Below are 22,063 nucleotides of genomic sequence, written 5' to 3'. Positions count from 1 at the left end.
CTGCTTCCTCCCCTTAATGTTTGAAGTGGCGGATTCCGGTGAACACCATGGCAATCCCGTATTCATCCGCTTTTTTAATCGAATCTTCATCACGAACAGAACCGCCCGGCTGAATGATCGCGGTTACCCCTGCTTTGGCCGCTTCTTCCACGGTATCAGGCATCGGGAAAAACGCGTCAGATCCAAGCGCACTTCCCTTTGCTTTTTCTCCGGCCTGTTCGATCGCGATTTTGGCGGAACCGACGCGGTTCATTTGCCCTGCGCCGACACCGATCGTCATGTCATCTTTGGCGAGAACGATCGCATTCGATTTGACGTGTTTAACGACTTTCCATGCGAGTTTTAGATCAGCCCATTCTTGTTCGGTCGGCTCTCTTTTTGTCGGAATGGAGATGTCGGCATCTTCAAAGCCATGCATGTCCAGATCCTGAATCAACAGGCCGCCTTGTACAGATGTCAGCTGTTTTTCATTTTGAACAGGCTGGTTGACATCGAGCGTCAGCAGACGGAGATTTTTCTTGGATGTTAAAATCTCAAGCGCTTCTTTGCTGAAAGAAGGTGCAAGAATGATTTCCAAAAAGATTTGATGAAGCACTTCGGCCGTTGCTTTGTCGACTTCGCGGTTAAGGGCGATAATTCCGCCGAAGATCGATGTCTGATCAGCCGCATATGCTTTGTTAAACGCTTCTTCTATCGTGTTGCCGATTCCGACGCCGCACGGGTTCATATGCTTGACGGCGACCGCTGCCGGTTCGGTGAATTCGCGGACGATTTGGACTGCAGCATCCGCATCCTTAATGTTGTTGTAGGAGAGCTCTTTTCCATGAAGCTGTTCGGCTGAAGCGATCGACGCTTTGACAGGGAGCGCGCTTTGATAAAAAACAGCTTCCTGATGCGGGTTTTCTCCGTAGCGAAGCGATTGCTTTTTCTCATATGTGACGGTGAACTGCTCTGGCTCTTTTTCACCTGTCACGTTTGTTAAGTAGTCTGCAATCAATGCATCATATGCCGCTGTGTGGCGGAATACTTTCGCCGCCAGTCCGCGTTTTTTCTCTAGAGACACCGCACCTGTTTCTTTGATTTCGTTCAGCACAGGGCTGTAATCGCGGGGATCGACGATGACTGTGACGTCCTGATGGTTTTTCGCGGCTGCGCGAAGCATACCTGGGCCGCCGATGTCGATATTCTCAATCGCTTCTTCGTATGTGACGCCCTCTTTTGAAATCGTTTCTTTAAATGGATACAGGTTGACGACAACAAGATCAATCGGCTGGATTCCTTGTTCACTCAGCTGTGCCATGTGTTTTTCATTATCGCGGACAGCAAGAAGCCCCCCGTGGATATTCGGATGAAGTGTTTTCAGGCGGCCGTCCATGATTTCCGGGAAGCCCGTCACTTCAGAAATGCCGATCACATCAACACCGTTTTCCTGAAGCAGTTTTTTTGTGCCGCCTGTTGAAATCACTTCAACGCCAAGCTCTGTCAATTCTTTTACAAAAGGGACAATGTTCGTTTTATCAGATACGCTGATTAATGCGCGTTTGATCGTCATTCCTTCTCACCTCTGCCATTTAGTTCAAGAAGCTCTTTGATTACTTCGGGATAAAGCTCGTGTTCCAATTTGTGAATCTTTTCTTCCAAAGATTCCAATGTTTCATCTTTTTCAAGGTCAAGGGCGCGCTGAGCGATGATCGGCCCCGTGTCCATACCTTCATCAACATAGTGAACCGTGATTCCGGCCACTTTCACGCCTGATCTGTATGCCTGTCCGATTGCGTCAATGCCCGGAAAAGCCGGCAGGAGCGACGGATGGATGTTGATGATTTTGTTCCGGAAGGCCGAAAGAAGCGTATTGCCGATCAGTCTCATATATCCGGCAAGCACAATCCACTCAGCCCCGTGAAGATGAAGCTGTTCAACGATGATCCTTTCAAATGCCGCTTTATTTTCAAACGATTTCGGCTGAAAAGCGAATGACGGGATTCCGGCTTTTTCCGCTCTTTCAAGCACTTTAGCCTGCGGTTTGTCACAGACGACAAGCACGATTTCGGCATCCCAGTTTTCTTCTTTCATCTTTCTCAAGATCGCTTCAAAATTCGTTCCGCTTCCAGATGCAAATACCGCAAATTTTTTCATGAAAGACCGGCACCGCCAAACGTCACGCCGCTTCCGGTTTTCACCCGGCCGATCAAATATGCTTTTTCCCCATGATTTTCGAGCGTTTGAATGAGATCTGTCATGTGCTCTTCTTTGACAGCCAGTACAAAGCCGATTCCCATGTTGAAGACGTTGAACATTTCTTCAGATTTCAGACCGCCCTTTTCCTGAATAAACGGAAATATAGGAGGGACAGGCCAAGAGCCGTTGTCGATTTCAACGCCAAGACCGTCAGGCATCATGCGCGGCAGGTTTTCATAAAAACCGCCTCCTGTGACATGTGCCATGCCGGCGATTTTTCCTGATTTCACAGCTTCAAGTACAGGTTTGACATATATTTTTGTCGGCTCTAAAAGCTCTTCGCCAAGAGGCCGTTCAAAAGGTGCATACGTTTCATCGAGGCTAAGACCGGCATCCTCAAGAAGAACTTTCCGCACGAGTGAAAAGCCATTGCTGTGAAGACCGCTTGAAGAGAGGCCGATTAAAAGATGCCCTTCCGCAATGTTTTCGCCCGTCACGATGTTGTCCTTTTCAGCGGCGCCCACCGAAAAGCCGGCAATATCATACTCGTTTTCCGTGTAGAGGCCTGGCATTTCCGCCGTTTCACCGCCGACGAGCGCCGCCCCCGACTGAGTGCAGCCTTCGGCTACGCCTTTTACGATCTCTTCTATTTTTACGGGATCGGCTTTTCCGACCGCCAGATAGTCGAGAAAGAAGAGCGGCTCCGCACCTTGAGCGAGAACATCATTGACACACATCGCAACGGCATCGATGCCGATCGTATCGTGCTTGTCCATCGCAAAAGCAAGTTTCAGCTTTGTCCCGACACCGTCTGTTCCTGAAATGAGAACCGGTTTTTTGTAAGGAAGCTCCGACAGGTCGAACATGCCGCCAAAACCGCCAAGTCCGCCCATCACACCGATGCGCTTTGTCCGTTCCACATGTTTTTTCATCCGTTTTACGGCTTCATAGCCCGCCTCAATATCAACCCCGGCGTTTTTATAGCTTTCAGACATCACAATCACTCCTTATCCGCGCTTGTCCATTCATGATATTTCAAATCAAAAGAGCAGCCTAACCTCTCGCTGCCCTTTATTCATTTCAGCAGGCACGGCGTCCTGATGGACCCCGGCCAATTATTTTGTCAGAACTGCTTCTTTCACATGAGGGAGAACGGTATCCTGGTAAATTTCTGTCGGATATTTCCCTGTAAAGCAAGCCATGCATTGACCGCAATTCTCGCCTTCATACGTTCTGCCGATCCCGGAAAGAAGGCCGTCAATGCTTAGGAATGACAGCGTATCGGCGCCGATTTCCTGACGGATTTCTTCTACTGAATGAGAGGAAGCGATCAGTTCTTCATGCGTCGATGTGTCGATTCCGTAAAAGCACGGATGTGCAATCGGCGGAGAGCTGATTCTGACGTGAACTTCCGTCGCGCCAGCTTCTCTGAGCATCGTCACAATCCGGCGGCTCGTCGTGCCGCGGACGATCGAATCATCCACCATGACGACGCGTTTGCCTTCAACAACTCCGCGGACGGCGGAAAGCTTCATTCTTACGCCCTGTTCCCTGAGCGACTGGGAAGGCTGGATAAAGGTTCTGCCGACATAGCGGTTTTTGATGAGTCCGAGTTCATAAGGAATGCCCGTCGCTTCTGCATAGCCGATCGCCGCTGAAATGCTTGAATCCGGAACACCTGTGACAACATCCGCTTCAATGCCGGATTCTTCGGCCAGCTTTTTGCCGAGGTTCTTTCTGGCGCTGTGGACGTTAATTCCGTTAATATTGCTGTCAGGTCTTGAGAAATAAATGTATTCCATACTGCAAATTGTGCGGTTGATATTGATGGAGAATCTTTCTGACTGCATGCCTTCATTATTGATGATCAGCATTTCTCCCGGTTCAACATCGCGCAGATAGGTCGCGCCAACCACGTCAAACGCACACGTTTCAGATGCGACGACATACGCGTCGCCGAGCATTGCGATCGATAACGGTCTGAGTCCGTTCGGATCAAGCGCCACGATCATTTCCGTCTCCGTCATGATCAAGAAAGCGTAAGCGCCTTTCAGCATGGAAAGGGCGTTTTTAATTTGATCCTTTAAAGTGAAGTGGCCGCTCCGTTTGATTAAATGTGCAAGTACTTCTGTATCAGATGACGTCTGGAAGATGCTTCCTTGGTTTTCCAGCTGCTGTTTCAGCTGGCTGGCGTTCACTAAGTTGCCGTTGTGAGCAAGTGCCAGGCTGCCGTTATTTTGCGAATGGAAAAGGAGCGGCTGAACATTTTCAAAACCGCCGCCGCCCGCCGTTGCATAACGGACATGGCCGATCGCCCCTCTTCCTTTCACTTTTTCAAGCTCGCCGTTTTGGAAGACTTCTGTAATCAGCCCCAGCCCTTTGTGGGCAGACAGCTGTTGTCCGTCTGTCGCCACGATGCCGGCGCCTTCCTGACCTCTGTGCTGAAGGCTGTGGAGTCCGTAATACGTAATCTGCGGTGCTTCATCATGCCCCCAAATCCCAAATACGCCGCATTCTTCATTTAGTCCTTTGATTTCAGCAAGCATGGGATAGCTCCTTTCCATGCGCTTTTAAGCTCTTCTGCCTGCGCATGAATCCATTGTTTTCCTTCCTGACTTTGAATGGCAAAAATCCCGTCAGACGTCACTTCACCGATATGGCTGGCGTCTTTTACAAGCTTTTCGAAAGCCGCTTGGTGTTCTTTTTTCACAGATACGACAAAACGTGATTGTGATTCACTGAATAGTAAAGCAGGGCCGCCTTCCAGAGTGACACTGGCGCCGAGGCCTTCAGCAGACATGACGCTTTCGGCAAGCGCTACGCCGAGGCCGCCTTCTGAAACGTCGTGGGCTGATTGGATTAACCCTGAGCGGATCGCTTCGAGAAGCGCTTTTTGCCGTGCCTGTTCAACCGCCAGATCAATCACAGGCGCTTTTCCGTAAATCTTTCCTTCTGTCAGCTTTTGCAGCTCGCTTCCGGCAAACTCAGGAAACGTTTCACCGATGACATAAATCAAATCCCCCGCTGCTTTAAACTGCTGTGTCGTAATGTGCGCTGTATCTTCGACAAGTCCGACCATACCGATGACAGGCGTCGGATAGATCGCTTTTCCGTTCGATTCATTGTAAAGAGATACGTTTCCGCCGATGACAGGTGTGCTTAATACATTGCACGCCTCGCTGATGCCGTCAGCGGCTTTTTCAATCTGCCAGAAAATTTCCGGCTTTTCCGGGTTTCCGAAATTGAGGTTGTCTGTGACTGCAAGCGGCTCCGCGCCCGAGCAGACGATATTGCGCGCCGCTTCAGCGACCGCGATTTTTCCGCCGGCTTCCGGATCGAGGTATAAATAGCGTGCATTACAGTCTGTTGTCATCGCCAGCGCTTTTTTCGTTCCGCGGATTCTGAGAACCGCCGCATCTGAGCCAGGGGCGACAACCGTATTTGTCCGCACCATGTAGTCATACTGGTCATAAACCCATTCCTTGCTTGCAATTGTCGGCTGCTGCAAAAGCGTGAGAAGCGTCTCTTTCGCATCATCCACTTTTGGCGCAGGGACATCTGTTTCAAGGAACTCTTTGTAATAAGCCGGAACCGTTGAAGGCTTGTGGTAGACAGGCGCCTCTTCTGCCAGCGCATCAACCGGAAGTTCGGCAACCTTTTCTCCATTGTGGAAAAGGCGCAGCATTTTATCATCTGTGACATGGCCGACGGCCACTGCTTCAAGATCATATTTGTCGAAGATATCGATGATTTCTTGTTCACGGCCGCGCTCAATGACCAAGAGCATGCGCTCCTGAGACTCGGAAAGCATCATTTCATACGGTGTCATGCCCGTTTCCCGCTGCGGGATCAAGTCAAGGTTCATTTCAATGCCTGAACCCGCTTTGCTCGCCATTTCCGCGCTCGAACTTGTCAGTCCTGCCGCACCCATATCCTGAATGCCGACAAGGGCGTCGGACTTGATGACTTCCAGGCAAGCTTCAAGAAGAAGCTTCTCCATGAACGGATCGCCGACTTGAACGGCTGAGCGTTTTTCTTCTGAAGCATCAGACATTTCCTCAGATGCGAATGTTGCACCGTGGATGCCGTCGCGCCCTGTTTTTGCCCCGACATACATGACGGTATTGCCGACGCCTTTTGCCTGCCCTTTTTTAATATCTTCATGGTTGATCAATCCGACGCACATCGCATTGACGAGTGGGTTGCCTTCATAGCAGCTGTCAAACTGCACTTCTCCTCCGACGGTCGGAATTCCGATGCAGTTGCCGTAGCCGGCAATCCCTGCGACTACTTCTTCAAACAAGTACCTCACACGCGGTGAAGTGAGTTCACCAAACCGAAGAGAGTTTAAAACCGCGATGGGACGGGCACCCATTGAGAAGACATCGCGGATGATGCCGCCTACTCCTGTTGCGGCTCCCTGATAGGGTTCAATTGCTGACGGGTGGTTGTGTGATTCGATTTTGAACACGACCGCTTGATTGTCGCCAATATCAACGATCCCTGCGCCTTCCCCAGGACCTTGAAGAACGCGTTCGCCATTGGTCGGAAACTTTTTCAAGATCGGCTTCGAATTTTTGTAGCTGCAGTGCTCTGACCACATGACCGAAAAAACTCCGATTTCCGTATAGTTTGGAAGCCTTCCGAGAATCGATTCAATCAGGGCGAACTCGTCATCACTGACACCCATTTGCTGATAGATTTTCTCTTCTTTAATTTGTTCTTTACTTGGTTCAAGCAGTAGCGACATGAGTTTCCCTCCAATTTTTCACGATAGACTGAAACAGCTTAAGACCGTCGGCGCTTCCGAGCAGAGAGTCGACAGCGCGCTCAGGGTGAGGCATCATGCCCAAGACATTGCCTTTTTCATTGACGACGCCGGCAATATCATCGACGCTTCCATTGATATTCGTTCCGTATGTGAAGGCAATTTGGTTGTTTTCTTTCAATTCGGCAAGCGTTTGTTCATCACAGTAGAAGTTTCCTTCGCCATGGGCGACCGGAATCGTAATGGCTTCCCCTTTGCCATAAGAAGAGGTAAACAGTGTTTTATCGTTTTGGACGATCAGTTCAACAGGACGGCAAATGAACTTCAAATCTTTATTGCGTCTCATTGCGCCCGGCAAAAGTCCAAGCTCCTGCAAAATTTGAAATCCGTTGCAAACCCCGAGCACCGGTTTTCCGGCTTCAGCCGCTTTTTTGACGGCCGGCATGATGTTTGCAAAGCGGGCGATCGCGCCGCATCTCAAATAATCACCGTATGAAAAGCCTCCCGGAATCAGAACACCGTCATATTCGTCAAGACTCGTTTCCGTGTGCCAGACGTATTCCGCTTCTTCACCAAGCTCATCCTTGATGGCGTGAAACATATCGATATCGCAGTTTGAGCCAGGCAACACAATCACCGCAAATTTCACTGTGCGACAACCTCCTCAACTTCATATCTGTAGTCTTCAATCACCGTGTTTGCCAAAAGTTTTTCGCACATTTCTTTGACCAGAACGTCAAGATCGCGGTCGGATTTTTCGATTGTCAGCTCCATGTATTTTCCGATGCGGACTTCCTGAACTTCTTTGTAGGACAAGCTGTGCAAAGCATGTTGGACGGCACTTCCTTGAGGATCTAAAACACTTTCTTTTAAGCTGACATACACTTTTACTTTGTACATATTACATGCCTCCAAGTCTTTTGAAAATTTCTTCGTATGCATCAGTCAATCCGCCTAAGTTCCTTCTGAATACATCTTTATCAAGCTTTTCATTTGTTTCTTTATCCCAAAGCCGGCACGTATCCGGAGAGATTTCATCGGCAAGCAGAACCTGCCCGTCTGCATCAAGCCCGAATTCAAGCTTGAAATCTATCAATCTGACATCACCGGCTGCGAAGATTTGCTGAAGTTCTTCATTTACATGTCTTGCAATCGATTTGATTTTCTCCACTTGCTCAGGCTCAGCCGCTTTTAAAAGCCAAATGTGGTCTTCGGTAATGAGCGGGTCGCCGAGTGCGTCATCCTTGTAGTAAAATTCGATAATCGGCTGCCCCAGCTCTGTGCCTTCCGGAATGCCGAGGCGTTTGGACATGCTTCCGGCGACGACATTGCGGACAACGACTTCAAGCGAAATGATCGTCACTTTTTGAATGAGCTGCTCTGTTTCAGAAATTCGTTCTACAAAGTGGTTCCTGATTCCCTTCTCGTGAAGCCTTGTGAAAATCAGACTGGAAATTTCATTATTTAAACGGCCTTTTCCGTCAATCTCCGCTTTTTTTTCTCCGTTAAAAGCGGTTGCCGAGTTTTTGTATTCGACAAACAAAACATTGTCATCATCCGTCCGGTAAATCTTTTTCGCTTTTCCTTCGTATAAAAGTTCATTTTTCACAATATTCACAGAAGGCCTCCTAACCCGAATGTTGGAAATATTTCAACGTTTAGACCCCCGCCTTGAAAAGGCGGGCGCCCCATTCTATGCCAAACCTAAGCGTTCAAAGATGAAGTCGACATTTTTCAAATGATAATTGTAGTCAAAGCAGTCATTGATCTGTTCTGGAGTAAGGCGCGACGTAATTTTCTCCTCGGCTTCGACAAGCTGGCGGAACGGCACCTGCTTCTCCCATGCTTCCATGGCTTTCGGCTGAACTGTGTCATACGCTTCCTCGCGTGCCATTCCGGTATCGATCAGAGCGAGAAGAACGCGCTGGGAATAGATCAGCCCTAGTGTGCGGTCCATATTACGCTTCATGTTTTCAGGGAACACGGTCAGGTTTTTCACGATGTTGCCGAAGCGGTTCAGCATGTAGTTGAGCGCAATCGTCGCGTCAGGGAGAATGATGCGTTCCGCTGATGAATGGGAGATATCGCGCTCATGCCAAAGCGGTACATTTTCATAAGCCGTCAGCATGTAGCCGCGAATCACGCGCGCCATTCCCGTCATGTTTTCCGAACCGATCGGATTCCGCTTATGCGGCATCGCGGATGAACCCTTCTGGCCTTTCGCAAAAAATTCTTCAACCTCGCGGGTTTCGCTTTTTTGCAATCCGCGGATCTCAACGGCGAATTTCTCGATGCTTGTCGCAATCAGTGCAAGGGCGGCCATATAGTCGGCGTGCCGGTCGCGCTGCAATGTCTGCGTGGAAATCGGCGCTGCCTTCAGGCCGAGTTTTTCGCACACATATGATTCAACGAACGGGTCGATGTTTGCATATGTGCCGACAGCGCCTGAGATTTTCCCAACCTCGATGCCTTCCTTCGCCTGTTTGAAGCGCTCCAGGTTACGCTTCATTTCCTCATACCAAAGGGCAAGCTTCAAACCGAATGTCGTCGGCTCGGCATGCACGCCGTGTGTGCGGCCCATCATCACCGTATATTGATGTTCTTTCGCTTTTTCTTTCAATATGTCAACAAATCTCTCAATGTCCTTGAGCAAAATGTCGTTCGCCTGTTTTAATAGATAGGAAAGAGCGGTATCGACGACGTCTGTTGATGTGAGTCCGTAATGAACCCATTTCTTCTCTTCGCCAAGCGTTTCAGACACGGCGCGGGTAAATGCGACGACATCATGGCGTGTGTCCTGCTCGATTTCTAAAATCCGGTTGATGTCAAATGACGCGTTCTCCCGCAGAACTTTCACATCTTCTTTAGGGATGACGCCGAGCTCCGCCCATGCTTCACATGCCAGTATTTCAACTTCCAGCCATGCTTGGAATCTGTTTTCATCCGTCCAAATCGCAGCCATTTCCGGTCTAGAATAACGTTCAATCATTGTCCTCGTCCTCCATCTCTTTCGATCCACTTTTCGGTGATTCTCTCGATCCATTCTTGATCGGGTTTTCTTAAAAATGTCATATGCCCCATTTTGCGGCCTGGTTTCACTTCATGTTTTCCATATATATAAAGTTTCGCTTCTTTTAAGAGCTCAGGCTCTTCCTCGGCCATGTACACTTCATCACCGAGAAGATTCACCATCATCCCTTCTTTCAGAAGGTCCGTTTTGCCTAGCGGCAGTCCGCAGACAGCCCGGATATGCTGCTCAAACTGGCTTGTTTCACACAAATCGAGTGTATAATGGCCTGAGTTGTGCGGACGCGGCGCAAGCTCGTTGACAAGAAGCCCGCCGTCTTCCTTTAGGAAAAGTTCAACAGCGAGCGTTCCGACGAGCTGAAGCTTTTCGGCAAGCCGGACAGCCAGAGCCGCTGCTTTTTCCTGAATCGCATCATCAGCTCTTGCAGGAACGATGCTTTGAAATAAAATATTTTGTTTATGGATGTTTTCAGCCGCCGGGAATACGGCTGTTTCTCCGTGTACTGATCTTGTCACGATCACAGACAATTCCATTTTGAAAGGAACCCAGCTTTCCAAAATACAGTCCCCATGCTGCAAAAGAGCCGCAGCTTCTTCGATTTGAGCTTTTTCCTTGATCACATACTGGCCTTTTCCGTCATACCCGCCGCGGCATGTCTTCAGCACAGCCGGAAGTCCGAGCACTGATACGGCCGCTTCAAGTTCGGCCTGATCATGAATGATCCTGTATGGCGCCACTTTGCAGCCAGCCGATTCAATCCCTTTTTTTTCCGTCTCCCTGTTCTGCGTGAGGAGCAAAAGCTCGCTTCCCTGAGGCAGATAAGCATTTTCCTTCAGCCAGTTCAGTGCGTCATAGTCAATATTCTCAAATTCGTAGGTAATGACATCGCTCGCTTCGGCAAGCTTCTGTATCGCTTCTTTATCATTGTAGGCCGCCGTGATCTCAATATCGGCGATCTGGCCGCAGGGCGAAGAAGGAACGGGGTCGACCACCGCTATACGATAGCCCATTTGCTTTGCCGCGACTGCCATCATTTTGCCAAGCTGACCGCCGCCGATAACGCCGATTGTCGCACCAGGAAAAATCGTTTGTTTATACAAGCTGATCACCGCTTTCCAAAACGGTTTGTCTCATGTTTTCTCTTCGTTCATTCAATGCTAGAGCGAGTTTCTCATCAAAAGCGGAGAGAATCTGCGCCGCAAGGAGTCCGGCATTGACAGCTCCGGCTTTCCCGATTGCAACGGTTGCGACCGGAACACCTCCGGGCATTTGTACAATGGATAAAAGCGAATCAAGTCCATTCAGCGCTTTTGACTGCACAGGCACACCGATAACAGGCAGCGTTGTTTTGGCTGCAACCATTCCCGGCAGGTGTGCTGCGCCCCCCGCTCCGGCGATGATGACTTTCAAGCCTCTTTCCCGTGCTGTTTCGGCATATTCAAACATGAAATCAGGCGTCCGATGAGCGGAAACAACCTTTTTTTCATACGGAATCTCAAGTTCCTCAATGATGTCGCATGCATGCTTCATCGTTTCCCAGTCAGATGTGCTTCCCATAATAACACCAATAAGAGGCTTCATATTTTTTGTCCCACCTTTAGCTGTCATTCTTTGCAAACAAAAAGCCCGGCATGCATTGCATTTGAAGGAAGCAACACAAACCGGGCATGGCGCGTGTATCGTCAGTTAGTCCGCTTCTCGCGTTTTCCATGTCAGTTTATTGTCCACTTTCCTGCATAGTCCGACGATTTACGGTCATCGGGTAGAGACTTATGGGCCATATTCCCAAGATTATATGAGGTCGTGTTTTCATGTCATGTTTATCTTAACAACGGACTGTGATAATGTCAACGACATTATCGAACGATAGTATATTTTGTTGTTTTAATGTTCGGATTTAGAGTAATTTCCCTTCAAATATAATTTTTCTTCCGCACGGAATGACCTGAATCGTTCCATTTTCTTTCTTTTCTTTGAATACAGGTTCCTCCATTCGGCGAACCGGTGTGTAGCCTTCTTTTTGCATTTGGCTTAAAACGGTTTCAATCGTTTCGCCTTCTGTCACTTCAAAGCGCTTTTTCTTTGGCTTTGTCATTACTCTTTAATTCTCCTTTTCTTCACGGCTTTTACCCAGAAACCGCCGTGTATCGTTTTCGGTTCATAGGAAATGATAAATGCTTTTGAGTCGATCGATTTGATTGTTTCGTACAATTGCAGCTCATATCTTCTCGGCGTCAAGATCTGTATCGCCGTCCTGTCTCCTTCAAGTCCGCCGACCACCCAATGGGTCACGCCATAGCCTTTTTCCCGAAGCTGTTTCGGCAGATCCAGATCAAGCTCTTTCGTAATGGCGTTTACCGTAATATAGCCGAGAGCGAGCTTTTCTTCGATTTTCGTGCCGACGATAATTCCAATCCCAAATCCGGCCGCATAAGCGATCACATTTTGGATTTGATTTAAGTTATCTAAAACCAGTCCAAGCCCGATGACATAAACCAGCATTTCAATTGTACCGATAAAAGCAGCAAGATACCGCTGTCCTTTAAGTGTCAGTATCATTCGAAGGGTTAAAAATGTCACATATATAATGTTAATAGCCAGAATGATGCCAACCATACCCACACCCTGCAGAAGTGCTGTGTGAAGCAATTGCAATCCCTCCTTTAGATCCAAAGCAATCATATTCTACTAGAGAAATTCTGCATATACAATCCTATAATGGCCCTGCTTCACCACAAAATTTTTCGACAATCTCAACAGTCGATTCCGCATATGAACAGTTTACCCTTTTTCCTATAGTTTCAAAGCTTTCATTCCAATAAAAAAAGACGTTCTTTTAAACGTCCTGTCAGAGCACATGTTTAGGGCGGGCTTTCCATTCACCTCGGCCATCTGCGCTTTTCTTTTAAAGTGCGGTGTTCTTTCACAGACGTTTTTAGCGTGTACGATGATAGATCGTCCGGATTTGGTTTTGGTTGGCCGCTCCAGTTTAATGAAGAAAAAAAGCCGGTTCTGAAAAAAAACCGGCTTTCAGCCTCTTCAGACCGGAATCAGCGATGATAACAAATAACCGGCCATGAACTTCCATGTTGCACCCGCATATATCAATTCGATCAGCAGGACGGTAAAGACACAATACATTAAATCGATCCGCGTCTTTTCGCTTTTTTCATAAATCGATTGAATCAGGAAAAATGTTCCGAAGGCCATTCCCAAGAACATCAAAATCGAAAGAATCACCGTCATCGTTGTCACATTGACAATCGCGAACATCATCCACAGTGCGGCCGGAATGATCAACGGAACTAAAAGAGAGCCGTATTTCGCCGCCGTTTCATAAAAAGAGATGTTAAACCTCATCATAAACCTTGATACAGCCCAAATTGCCGCAATCGCCCAAAACATGAAAATCATGCAATATAAGAAAACAACAAAAAACACTTCAAAGAATGGGACAGATACGCCAAAACCGAGGACTCTGCCGCGTCCCGCCAGGAGCTGATAAAAGTTTCCGAGCGAAAAGAAAACAGCCAAAAGCGTCATGGATATAACGGAATACTTAAAATAAGTCCGGTCATACTCTTCAGCTGCACGCACAGGAGATCTCAACACATCCAGCACAAAACTGAAATAGCGGAACAAAGCGGCAATCACGCTTTGCATAACCGTTTTTGCTTTTGACGCAGATGCGTTTGTCTCCTTACTCTTTCTCGACTTCCGCGAGTTTCTCGACATCCTTGATGCGGATTCTTGTTCTATATCTTCTTCATTTCTGTTGCGCTGTTCTTCAATCATATAAGCAACTCCTATTCTATTCAAAAGCTTTACATTATGAAAAGCACTTATATAAATTACATAAGCTGTGTGAAACAGTCAAGACAAACCCCTATTTTAGCATAGATAGAGCAGCCCTTATATATGACGAAAAACCGGAACCAAAGGTTCCACTTTTCAATTTTTCCCACATCAAAAAAGCCCCCGTTCATTTACTGAACAAGGGCTTTTCCAATCAATTTATTTTAAGAAAATGAAATAACATACGAATACGACAAACAGGCCGTACATAATCGGATGGATTTCTTTTGCTTTTCCTTTAAAGATCATCGTGATCGGATAGAAAATAAATCCGATGGCAATTCCGGTGGCAATACTGTACGTAAGCGGCATCGCAACCATTGTTAAAAATGCGGGAACCGCAATTTCAAACTTGGTCCAGTCAATTTTATTAAGGTTCGCCACCATCAGCACGCCGACGATGATTAAAGCAGGTGCTGTCACATGTGACGTAATCACGCTCAGAACAGGCGAGAAAAACAGTGATAGCAAGAACAGCACACCTGTAACAAGCGCCGCAAATCCAGTCCGTGCTCCGGCGGCTACTCCTGCACTTGATTCAACATAAGCCGTCGTTGTCGATGTTCCAAGGATCGCCCCGGCGACGGTTGCGGAAGAATCGGCAAGCAAAGCCCGTCCCGCACGCGGAAGTTTATTTTCTTTCATCAAACCGGCTTGTGAAGCAACGCCCACCAATGTACCGGCCGTATCAAAAAAATCAACGAATAAAAACGTTAAAATAACGACAAGCATTTGCACTGTAAAGATATCGGGAAGATGCATAAAGGCTTGTCCAAATGTCGGCGCAAGACTCGGCACAGCCCCGACGATTTTTTCAGGTACATCAATCAGGCCAAAGACCATGCCGACAACCGATGTAATCAGCATTCCAAAGAAAATGCCGCCATTTACGCGCAAAACCATTAAAATCACTGTGATGATAAGTCCGAATACAGTCAGCAGAACGGGGCCTGAATGAATATTTCCGAGCGCTACCACCGTATCGGGATTCGCAACGATAATTTGTGAACCTTGCAGCCCGACAAAAGCGATAAACAGCCCGATCCCCGCTCCAACGGCCATTTTCAGCTCATACGGAATCGAATTGATAATTCTTTCCCGCAAGCCTGACAACGATAAGACGATAAAAATAAGTCCTGACACCATAACGCCGGCCAGAGCCGTCTGCCATGGAATCTGCATCGTCAAAATAACAGAAAAAGCAAAGAAAGCGTTAAGCCCCATTCCCGGCGCAAGCGCAATCGGATATTTCGCGAGCAGCCCCATGATAAAACAGCCGACAGCAGCCGCGACGGCAGTTGCTGTAAAAACGGCGCTTTGATCCATTCTCAATGCATCCGGGAAATTTTCCACCGACGCCAGTGAAAGGGTAAGCGGGTTGACGATCAAAATATATGCCATGGACAAAAATGTGGTGAGTCCGCCGATTATTTCTCTCCGATAATTTGTGCCCAATTCTTCAAACTGAAAGAAACGCTTCAAAATGGTATACTCCTCTCAATTTTCTGTCGTTTTTATTGTTTCATAAACCATTGCTTTTAAACAAAAAACGCCCCAATTGGCGGGACGCTTGACTACGGCATATTTCATACTGAAAAAATGTTTTTTTCACGAACAAAATATTGTATACAAGCGTAGTCAAGCCATTTACGGTAGCTTGGTAGAAACTTATGGGCCATATCCCCATGATTATACGACAAGTCTTTTTTAAATTACTATACAATTGTAACAATACCTCACGTGAAACACAATATAAAAACGAACGTTACTGGATACAAAGTTTGTTTTGTTCGTTATCTTTCCAAATTCTGACCGTTTTTCTTTTAAAGATAACCCCGCCATCGTTGACAAAAACCATACTACACCATTTTCTCTTTTTATGATATTGAACCATCTCTTTAGACTGTTTGCCATAGTGTTTTTAACGTGAAAGGGTCTTATCAGATAAAGCATAATGGCAAAACAATTTGGTGGCGTTTCCAGCAAAAATAGCCACTCTTATTAACGGCTTTTTNNAAAGGATGAAGAATATATAAATGGACCCGTTAACTCCAAAATAGGAAAGAAGCATTCCGCCCAGCCATGGCCCAATTACATTTCCTAAACGGTTAAAGCCAGTTGCTCCAAAATATGTACCTTTTAAACCTGGTTTTGCAATTTCATCCACCAACATATCGACCATTGAAAAAATCAAAACTTCCCCTATTGTGAAAAATATAACGATAATACCCCATATGACCGGATTAGCTGAAAATGAAAAGAACAGCAAACTGAAACTAATAAGCATATTCCCAAGAATAATTGAATGTATCGGCGGGAACTTTTTCATAGCATTCACAATAGGATATTGAACGATTAGGACAACAATTGCATTCAGAACCAAAAGCCATGAAAACACGGTCACCCCGTCCTCCATTTTGGCAGCAAAATATTGCGGTAATGTTGTAGAAAAATGCGCGTATCCGGATATTGATAAAATCACTCCAAATAATGTGATAAGAAATACCTTGTCTTTTCTTGTCACATGAAAAGCCGTAGCAATCGTCGTTTTATCTTCTTTTCGGTTATTCTCGTCTATGTTAAATTTCCGGAATGAAAATATGAGAGACAGACCGTAAAGAAAATATGTAAGACCTGCGATCAGAAAAGGGAGAGCCGTTTTGGCAGCTCCCAGACGAAGGCCTATAAGCGGACCGAAAACCACGCCTATATTGATCGCAGTATATCGCAAATTAAACATCTTCAAACGATTTTCTTCTTTGCTTATATCGGATAACAAGGCTCTAGACGCCGGTTCAAAAATTGACTGACATAGCCCATTAAGCGCATTGATGACAAAAAATGCGATTATACTATTTGCAAAAATAAAGCTTGTGAATACAAACGCCCAACAAAATACAGACGTTATCATCACAATTTTTCTGCCAAAAAGATCAGACAAATAGCCGCCGTAAAAGCTCATTACAATTCCAGCAAGAGAACTTACTGATACAATGATGCCAGTCAAAGCTGGAGATACACCTTTGACTTGTGTAAGGTATATAGAAAGGAAAGGAATACTCATTGAAACTGACATTCTGCTAAACAAGGTTCCCAAAATGATATTCCAACCCACAGGATGAATCCTTAATTGTTTCATTTTAAAAAAACCACCTGCCTGAACATGAGATGCGGATTAAAAGGCTTGTTTAGGATGTCAGTGTTATACCTTAATGGCCAGCTGAGTTGTAAAGTTCTCGATTCTTTTCAACGCTTCAGTAATAAGATCCTTTGGAATTGCAAAATTCAAGCGGATGTTGTTCCGCTCTCCAAATGCTGTACCGGGAACAGCCGATACGTGCTGTTTTGCCAGCAGCAGCTGGCAAAATGTCTCCGCATCAACGATTTTTTGATCTTCAAATGTTGTCCCGATAAATCGCGAAACATTCGGAAACGCGTAAAAGGCCCCATTTGGTTCGGCACAGCGGATACCCTGAATTTGATTTAAACCGCCGACTAACAGATCGCGTCTCTTTTTATATTCTTCGACCATCGACTGGTCAAAACCATTCAAAGCCGCTATGCCCGCATATTGAGAAATCGTTGACGGGCTACCTGTAGCATGGCTTTGAAAGCTGGCAATTGCCTCAGCTATATCCAATGGGGCTGCGATATAACCCAGCCGCCAACCAGTCATTGCAAACACTTTAGAAAATCCATTCGTTATGATAGTCCGGTCTTGTAATTCGGGAAAAATGAAAGGCAGGCTGACATGCTTGTCATCATACACAAACTGATCGTAGATTTCATCAGAAATAATAAAAATGTTCTTATAATCTTTCAACACATTTCCGATCGCTTTCAATTCATCTTCGGAATAAACGGACCCAGTCGGATTATTCGGAGATGTAATGACGACAGCTTTTGTTTTAAGGGAAATCGCTGCTGCAAGCTTTTCCGGCGTCATTTTAAAATCAGTCGTTTCATCACATCTTACAATTACGGGAACCGCTCCCGACAGTTTGATTTGCTCTGGATATGACACCCAGTAAGGAGAAGGGAGGACAACTTCATCACCTTCATCACAAATTGCTTGAAAAACATTATATAACGGTTGTTTTCCTCCGGCTGAAGAAATTATTTGATTCGGTCTATACTCGATTCCTCGTTCATTCAACAAGTATTTTGCAATGGATTCTCTTAATTCAGCCAGTCCTGCTGCCGGTGTATATCCGGTTTGGCCATTCACTATCGCTTGGATTCCTGCATATGAGGCTGTTAATGGCGGCTGAAGATCCGGTTCACCTACACTCATATTGATAATATCTTTACCTTCTTTTATCATCATCTTTGTTTTGGCATTTAGTGACATAGTGGCCGAAGGTTTTATATTCATGACTCTCTCAGATAATCTTTTATTCACTTGAAACGCCTCCAGTGTCTTATATATGGACATACTTAAAATTTCAGAATACAAAACCTCAAGTAGCCGGCTGCTTATGGACCAAACGCTCCAGCTGCTTCATCTCCGGAACTTCTTGAATGTCAAATATCTCTTTAACGCTCACTATCTCTTTTTCAATCTGCAAAGACGATTTATTGTTTATAATGCTTTCGAATGTATCATTTATAGCCTTAACAGAAGCACGCAAAGCCTGATTCGCATAGATGGAAACCTTTACTCCCAATTCCTCCAGCTGTTCCATTGAGAGCGTCGGATATTTAGTCGGAACCACAACCAACGGCGCATCAACGTCCCAATTGTTAACAAACTCAACAATTTCATCAGGCGATCGTTCTTTTGAATGAATTAAAATTGCATCCGCTCCAGCTTGAACATATGCTTTCGCTCTTGTATAAGCTTCTTGTTGACCTAATTTGGCAATTAAAGCTTCGACACGGGCAATCAATACAAAATCGTCATTTTGTTGAGCCATCTTTGCTGCTCTAATTTTTTCGCAAAATTCTTCTGTACTGACAAGAAGCTGTTGTCTGTCGTCAAATGAATTTAATTTTGGATATACTTTATCTTCAATACAAACCCCAGCAATACCAGAAACTTCATATTTTTTTATCATACGAGTGACATTATGAATATTCCCATAGCCTGAATCACAGTCTGCAATGACCGGCAAGTTGCATGATTCATTCATAATGACGGCAGCTTCAAGAAATTCAGTCATCGTTAATATACTGGCATCAGGTACGGTTTGCACAGCTGAGATACCCAAACCGCTTGCCCATATGGCATTAAATCCGTTTTTCTCTGCTAATTTGGCGCTTAAGCCGTCATGAGCTCCCGCAACTTTTACCAAACCTTTACTTTTTAAAGCATCCCTTAAAATAGATGATTTTCTGTTTCTCACCATCATTCTCCCCTTCATCTAATTATTATTTTTATCTTGTCAAACGCATCACGTAATGCGTCATTGACTTCTCGCTCATTCTTCCCCTTTACAATCATCCAACCTGCTCTATCGTAACTGTTTTTTATTGGCCCGATTGAGTCACCAACACTGCAATTCACATGAAAATCAACTACATTCTCCATACTTTTCAGCTCGCTGAGCCCTTTTATCGCGTGCACAATTCCTTGGTTCGTTTCTAAAAAGCGAACAGCGCATACTTCGTTTGGAACAGGTTTCCTTTCCGGTTTATATGGAATTCCCGCCAGTTCAGCAAAAATAGGAGTTTGCATATCACATTTCATAGCGATTTCAGTGATGGTCACTATATTGTCTCCGCCATAGCGTGTGTGCACCTCGCCTACCACAAATCCTTTATTTGTGTGATATCCTTCAATATGCAAGGGGCCAAATACGATTCCAACGGCATGAACAACTCTCTTGATCAGCTTCTTATAAAAATCCTGATGTTTTTCTTGATATTGATAAGGCGAAATATGTCCCGATTCCACAAAAGTTCCAGGATACAGTTGCTTTTCAGTTACACCAAATATTTCAACCTCGCCATGACAGACAACGGCTTCTATAGATATTTCCTTCCCTTTAATAAATTCTTCAGCTAATATTGATTTCTCTTCGTCATGTTTTGAACATTCTTTAAAACACGCCTCTATGTCCTCTCTTTTCTCAACTTTTATGACACCGATACTGCCTTGCTGAGATCTCGGCTTTAAAATGATAGGATGTTTATATTTAGTCCAAAAATCGTATACGTCTTCCACACTCCTACACAATCCAAAATTAGGAGAGTTTAGTCCTGCCTTTTTTAAAAGCCGCCGCGTTTTATATTTATCAAGACATGTTTGTACTACAGACGGAGGATTCCCTTTCAAATGAAATGCTTGCTGAAGTTTAGATACATTGAATAAGCCGGTTTCTTTAAAAGTAAATAAGGCATCTAAAGGTTCTTTGTCATGGATTTCTTTGACGACTGAGAATAGATTTTCATCATTCGTATAGTCTAATACGATTTTTTGATCAGCTTCCCTTATTAAATGCTCATATTTTTTCAATGAAGCTTCTGTATCTCCTAATAAGACGTCAAAACCAAGTTGCTTAGCCCGCATAATAGCCTTCTCAATATGCGTTTCAGGAATCCCTACCAGGAACAGTCTCTTCCGCTCCATTGATGAAACACCTCACTTTGGATAATGCATTTTCAGCATATTTAATCGCTTTTTCTGTATCGTCGGCTTCTGTGATGACATAAGCAATCCGGGAATCATGAAATTTTTCAGGCGGCAGGCCAACGTGATCGCCCGGCTGTTTTTCTAAAACAAATTCAACGACTCCGGGCATTTCTTTAATCGTTTCTACACCTTCCCACTTTTCTACTACACCTGCACGGTCTGCAATCAAAAACCTGACGCAGGCAGCTCTTGTTTTCGAAGCTTCAAAGCTTATTTTTTCTCCTAATACAGCCAATAGGTTTTCACGTGTTATATCTATACCTTTGGCTAGAGGAACCAAATGTGTGGTAATGAAGTCGCCACCTAGACGACCGTTGATCTCTATGATCTTGCACCCTTTCCCTGTGATCATGACCTCGGCATGAAAACCACAATGGTCCAGCCCCAAAGCTTTTATCCCTTCACTTGTGATGTTGAACAATTCACGTTCCATAGCTTCAGACAGTCTGGCAGGAAATGCATGCTGATATTCTTCGAAATACTGATCCGTCCATTTTTCAGTAACACCAGCAAAGTGAATGACTCCATCGGAAATCACTCCCTCAATGCTGACTTCTTGTCCATTCATAAACTCTTCAACCAGATACTCGTTTTGATAAAAAGAAAACATTTTATCGTTTTCCGGCATCGCAGCGTTTAACAACTCCTGATAGGCGCGATATAAATCTTCTGGCTTTGTAATTCGGAACACGCCTTTACTTGCAGAAGCCCCCACAGGCTTAATGATCAAGGGGTATTCCATCTCAACGCTTGCATAATATAATTCGTTCCAATTTGTAAACATGTGATATTTTGGATGTGGAACTTGTGCACGGTTTAAATATTGACGCATCTTCCATTTATTTCGAGCCCGCTCCGCCGCTTCCACCGGACTGCCTTTCAGGTTAAATTCTTGGGCAGTCACCGCCACAGGCACCACATCCCTATCCCAAAATGTAATGACTCCGTCAAAAGGATTTTTCTCGGTCATTTCCTTCAGTACAGGTATAGTCTCATCCATCTCATAAGTATTTGCACAAATGAAATGGTCAACGAAGGGGCGCGACCATTCAGGAAGTTCAGGTCCAACAACCGACACCGTTAAGTCTAAGTTTTTAGCAGTCTCTAAAGTAGAAATTTTTTTTATATAAGTAGCATTAAAAAATAAAATATGTTTTTTCATCCTTTGAGCCTCTTTCAATTTTTCTTTTTTTCTACAACTTCAAAAACCTTCTGCGAATCTAAAGGACTGAATGCAAAAATAAAGAGTGACACTCAAAGCCATTGAAGGCTAAATTATTATCATTCTTAACTAACAACAAGGCCGCTTGGAAATGAAAATACATTATATCCTATATTTGTATATATTTATAATATCATACATACTTGTTAATTCAATAAATATTTTATGAATTCGGTTTTATCAGACAAATGAACAGATGGTGCAGTGAGGTGAAGGTTGGCGATATAACTGAAAAAAATACTAGTGGAGCGAACTTATTTGTTGACAACAAACTGGACACCTCTTCTAGTGTTAATTTATGACAAAATGTCCTCTGCTCTTAAAAACAGGCAAATTCAGCTATAATTTTTTATAAAAAAAAGCCTCAAATCTTTATAT

Annotated in this window: 20 protein-coding genes and 2 riboswitches; all 20 genes read right to left on the bottom strand. The window is 45.1% G+C overall.

The window, feature by feature from the left end:
* Positions 1-13: 13 nt before the first annotated feature.
* The 20 genes from purH to BTA30_RS20820 all read right to left on the bottom strand — a co-directional run bounded on the left by purH (position 14) and on the right by BTA30_RS20820 (position 21,625).
* On the bottom strand, positions 14-1,552 hold the full coding sequence (purH, locus tag BTA30_RS20915) for a bifunctional phosphoribosylaminoimidazolecarboxamide formyltransferase/IMP cyclohydrolase (RefSeq protein ID WP_076763763.1): 1,539 nt from the start codon (positions 1,550-1,552) through the stop codon (positions 14-16).
* The gene (gene purN, locus BTA30_RS20910) at positions 1,549-2,136 is read right to left on the bottom strand and encodes a phosphoribosylglycinamide formyltransferase (RefSeq protein ID WP_076763761.1); all 588 of its coding nucleotides are present in this window, start codon (positions 2,134-2,136) and stop codon (positions 1,549-1,551) included. Before purN ends, purH begins: the two co-directional genes overlap by 4 nt.
* Positions 2,133-3,173 carry a phosphoribosylformylglycinamidine cyclo-ligase gene (gene purM, locus BTA30_RS20905; protein WP_076763759.1) on the bottom strand — a complete coding sequence of 347 codons (1,041 nt, stop codon included), beginning with the start codon at positions 3,171-3,173 and terminating at the stop codon, positions 2,133-2,135. Before purM ends, purN begins: the two co-directional genes overlap by 4 nt.
* 120 nt (positions 3,174-3,293) lie before the next feature.
* A complete protein-coding gene (purF, locus tag BTA30_RS20900; RefSeq protein ID WP_076763781.1) occupies positions 3,294-4,724 on the bottom strand; it encodes an amidophosphoribosyltransferase in 1,431 nt (476 codons plus the stop codon).
* Positions 4,700-6,928, bottom strand: a complete 2,229-nt coding sequence (purL, locus tag BTA30_RS20895; RefSeq protein WP_076763757.1) for a phosphoribosylformylglycinamidine synthase subunit PurL — start codon at positions 6,926-6,928, stop codon at positions 4,700-4,702. The genes purF and purL overlap by 25 nt, the downstream gene beginning before the upstream one ends.
* A complete protein-coding gene (gene purQ / locus BTA30_RS20890; RefSeq protein ID WP_076763755.1) occupies positions 6,912-7,595 on the bottom strand; it encodes a phosphoribosylformylglycinamidine synthase subunit PurQ in 684 nt (227 codons plus the stop codon). Before purQ ends, purL begins: the two co-directional genes overlap by 17 nt.
* Positions 7,592-7,846, bottom strand: coding sequence for a phosphoribosylformylglycinamidine synthase subunit PurS (purS, locus tag BTA30_RS20885; RefSeq protein WP_076763753.1), 255 nt, complete (start codon positions 7,844-7,846; stop codon positions 7,592-7,594). Before purS ends, purQ begins: the two co-directional genes overlap by 4 nt.
* A 1-nt stretch (position 7,847) precedes the next feature.
* Complete coding sequence (purC, locus tag BTA30_RS20880; RefSeq protein WP_076763751.1) at positions 7,848-8,564, bottom strand: phosphoribosylaminoimidazolesuccinocarboxamide synthase; 717 nt, start codon at positions 8,562-8,564, stop codon at positions 7,848-7,850.
* 75 nt (positions 8,565-8,639) lie between these two features.
* Entirely contained in the window at positions 8,640-9,935 is a 1,296-nt protein-coding gene (gene purB, locus BTA30_RS20875) for an adenylosuccinate lyase (RefSeq protein ID WP_076763749.1), read from the bottom strand.
* Positions 9,932-11,074 carry a 5-(carboxyamino)imidazole ribonucleotide synthase gene (gene purK, locus BTA30_RS20870; RefSeq protein WP_076763747.1) on the bottom strand — a complete coding sequence of 381 codons (1,143 nt, stop codon included), beginning with the start codon at positions 11,072-11,074 and terminating at the stop codon, positions 9,932-9,934. Before purK ends, purB begins: the two co-directional genes overlap by 4 nt.
* The gene (gene purE, locus BTA30_RS20865) at positions 11,067-11,555 is read right to left on the bottom strand and encodes a 5-(carboxyamino)imidazole ribonucleotide mutase (RefSeq protein ID WP_076763745.1); all 489 of its coding nucleotides are present in this window, start codon (positions 11,553-11,555) and stop codon (positions 11,067-11,069) included. The genes purK and purE overlap by 8 nt, the downstream gene beginning before the upstream one ends.
* Before the next feature lie 136 nt (positions 11,556-11,691).
* Positions 11,692-11,793: riboswitch (purine riboswitch) on the bottom strand.
* A gap of 78 nt (positions 11,794-11,871) precedes the next feature.
* The gene (locus BTA30_RS20860) at positions 11,872-12,069 is read right to left on the bottom strand and encodes an NETI motif-containing protein (protein WP_076763743.1); all 198 of its coding nucleotides are present in this window, start codon (positions 12,067-12,069) and stop codon (positions 11,872-11,874) included.
* Positions 12,069-12,656: a DUF2179 domain-containing protein gene (locus BTA30_RS20855; RefSeq protein ID WP_404802470.1), complete on the bottom strand. Its 588-nt coding sequence runs from the start codon at positions 12,654-12,656 to the stop codon at positions 12,069-12,071. The genes BTA30_RS20860 and BTA30_RS20855 overlap by 1 nt, the downstream gene beginning before the upstream one ends.
* A gap of 357 nt (positions 12,657-13,013) precedes the next feature.
* Positions 13,014-13,769, bottom strand: coding sequence for a DUF6574 domain-containing protein (locus tag BTA30_RS20850; protein WP_076763738.1), 756 nt, complete (start codon positions 13,767-13,769; stop codon positions 13,014-13,016).
* Positions 13,770-13,988: 219 nt separating this feature from the next.
* Complete coding sequence (locus BTA30_RS20845; RefSeq protein ID WP_076763736.1) at positions 13,989-15,311, bottom strand: NCS2 family permease; 1,323 nt, start codon at positions 15,309-15,311, stop codon at positions 13,989-13,991.
* 133 nt (positions 15,312-15,444) lie between these two features.
* A riboswitch (purine riboswitch) is annotated at positions 15,445-15,546 on the bottom strand.
* A gap of 204 nt (positions 15,547-15,750) precedes the next feature.
* Positions 15,751-16,968, bottom strand: coding sequence for an MDR family MFS transporter (locus BTA30_RS20840; protein ID WP_239695197.1), 1,218 nt, complete (start codon positions 16,966-16,968; stop codon positions 15,751-15,753).
* Between the two features lie 63 nt (positions 16,969-17,031).
* Positions 17,032-18,231, bottom strand: coding sequence for a pyridoxal phosphate-dependent aminotransferase (locus tag BTA30_RS20835; protein ID WP_076763734.1), 1,200 nt, complete (start codon positions 18,229-18,231; stop codon positions 17,032-17,034).
* 58 nt (positions 18,232-18,289) lie between these two features.
* Positions 18,290-19,177: an isocitrate lyase/phosphoenolpyruvate mutase family protein gene (locus tag BTA30_RS20830; protein ID WP_239693552.1), complete on the bottom strand. Its 888-nt coding sequence runs from the start codon at positions 19,175-19,177 to the stop codon at positions 18,290-18,292.
* An 11-nt stretch (positions 19,178-19,188) separates the two neighbouring features.
* The gene (locus BTA30_RS20825; RefSeq protein WP_076763730.1) at positions 19,189-20,400 is read right to left on the bottom strand and encodes an ATP-grasp domain-containing protein; all 1,212 of its coding nucleotides are present in this window, start codon (positions 20,398-20,400) and stop codon (positions 19,189-19,191) included.
* Positions 20,363-21,625, bottom strand: a complete 1,263-nt coding sequence (locus tag BTA30_RS20820; RefSeq protein WP_076763728.1) for an ATP-grasp domain-containing protein — start codon at positions 21,623-21,625, stop codon at positions 20,363-20,365. The genes BTA30_RS20825 and BTA30_RS20820 overlap by 38 nt, the downstream gene beginning before the upstream one ends.
* Between the last annotated feature and the right edge of the window lie 438 nt (positions 21,626-22,063).

Source organism: Bacillus swezeyi (assembly GCF_001969815.1).
GTDB classification, from domain to species: Bacteria; Bacillota; Bacilli; order Bacillales; family Bacillaceae; genus Bacillus; species Bacillus swezeyi.
The sequence above is the reverse complement of the archived record's forward strand: the minus strand, read 5'-3'. Positions and strand labels throughout refer to the sequence as shown.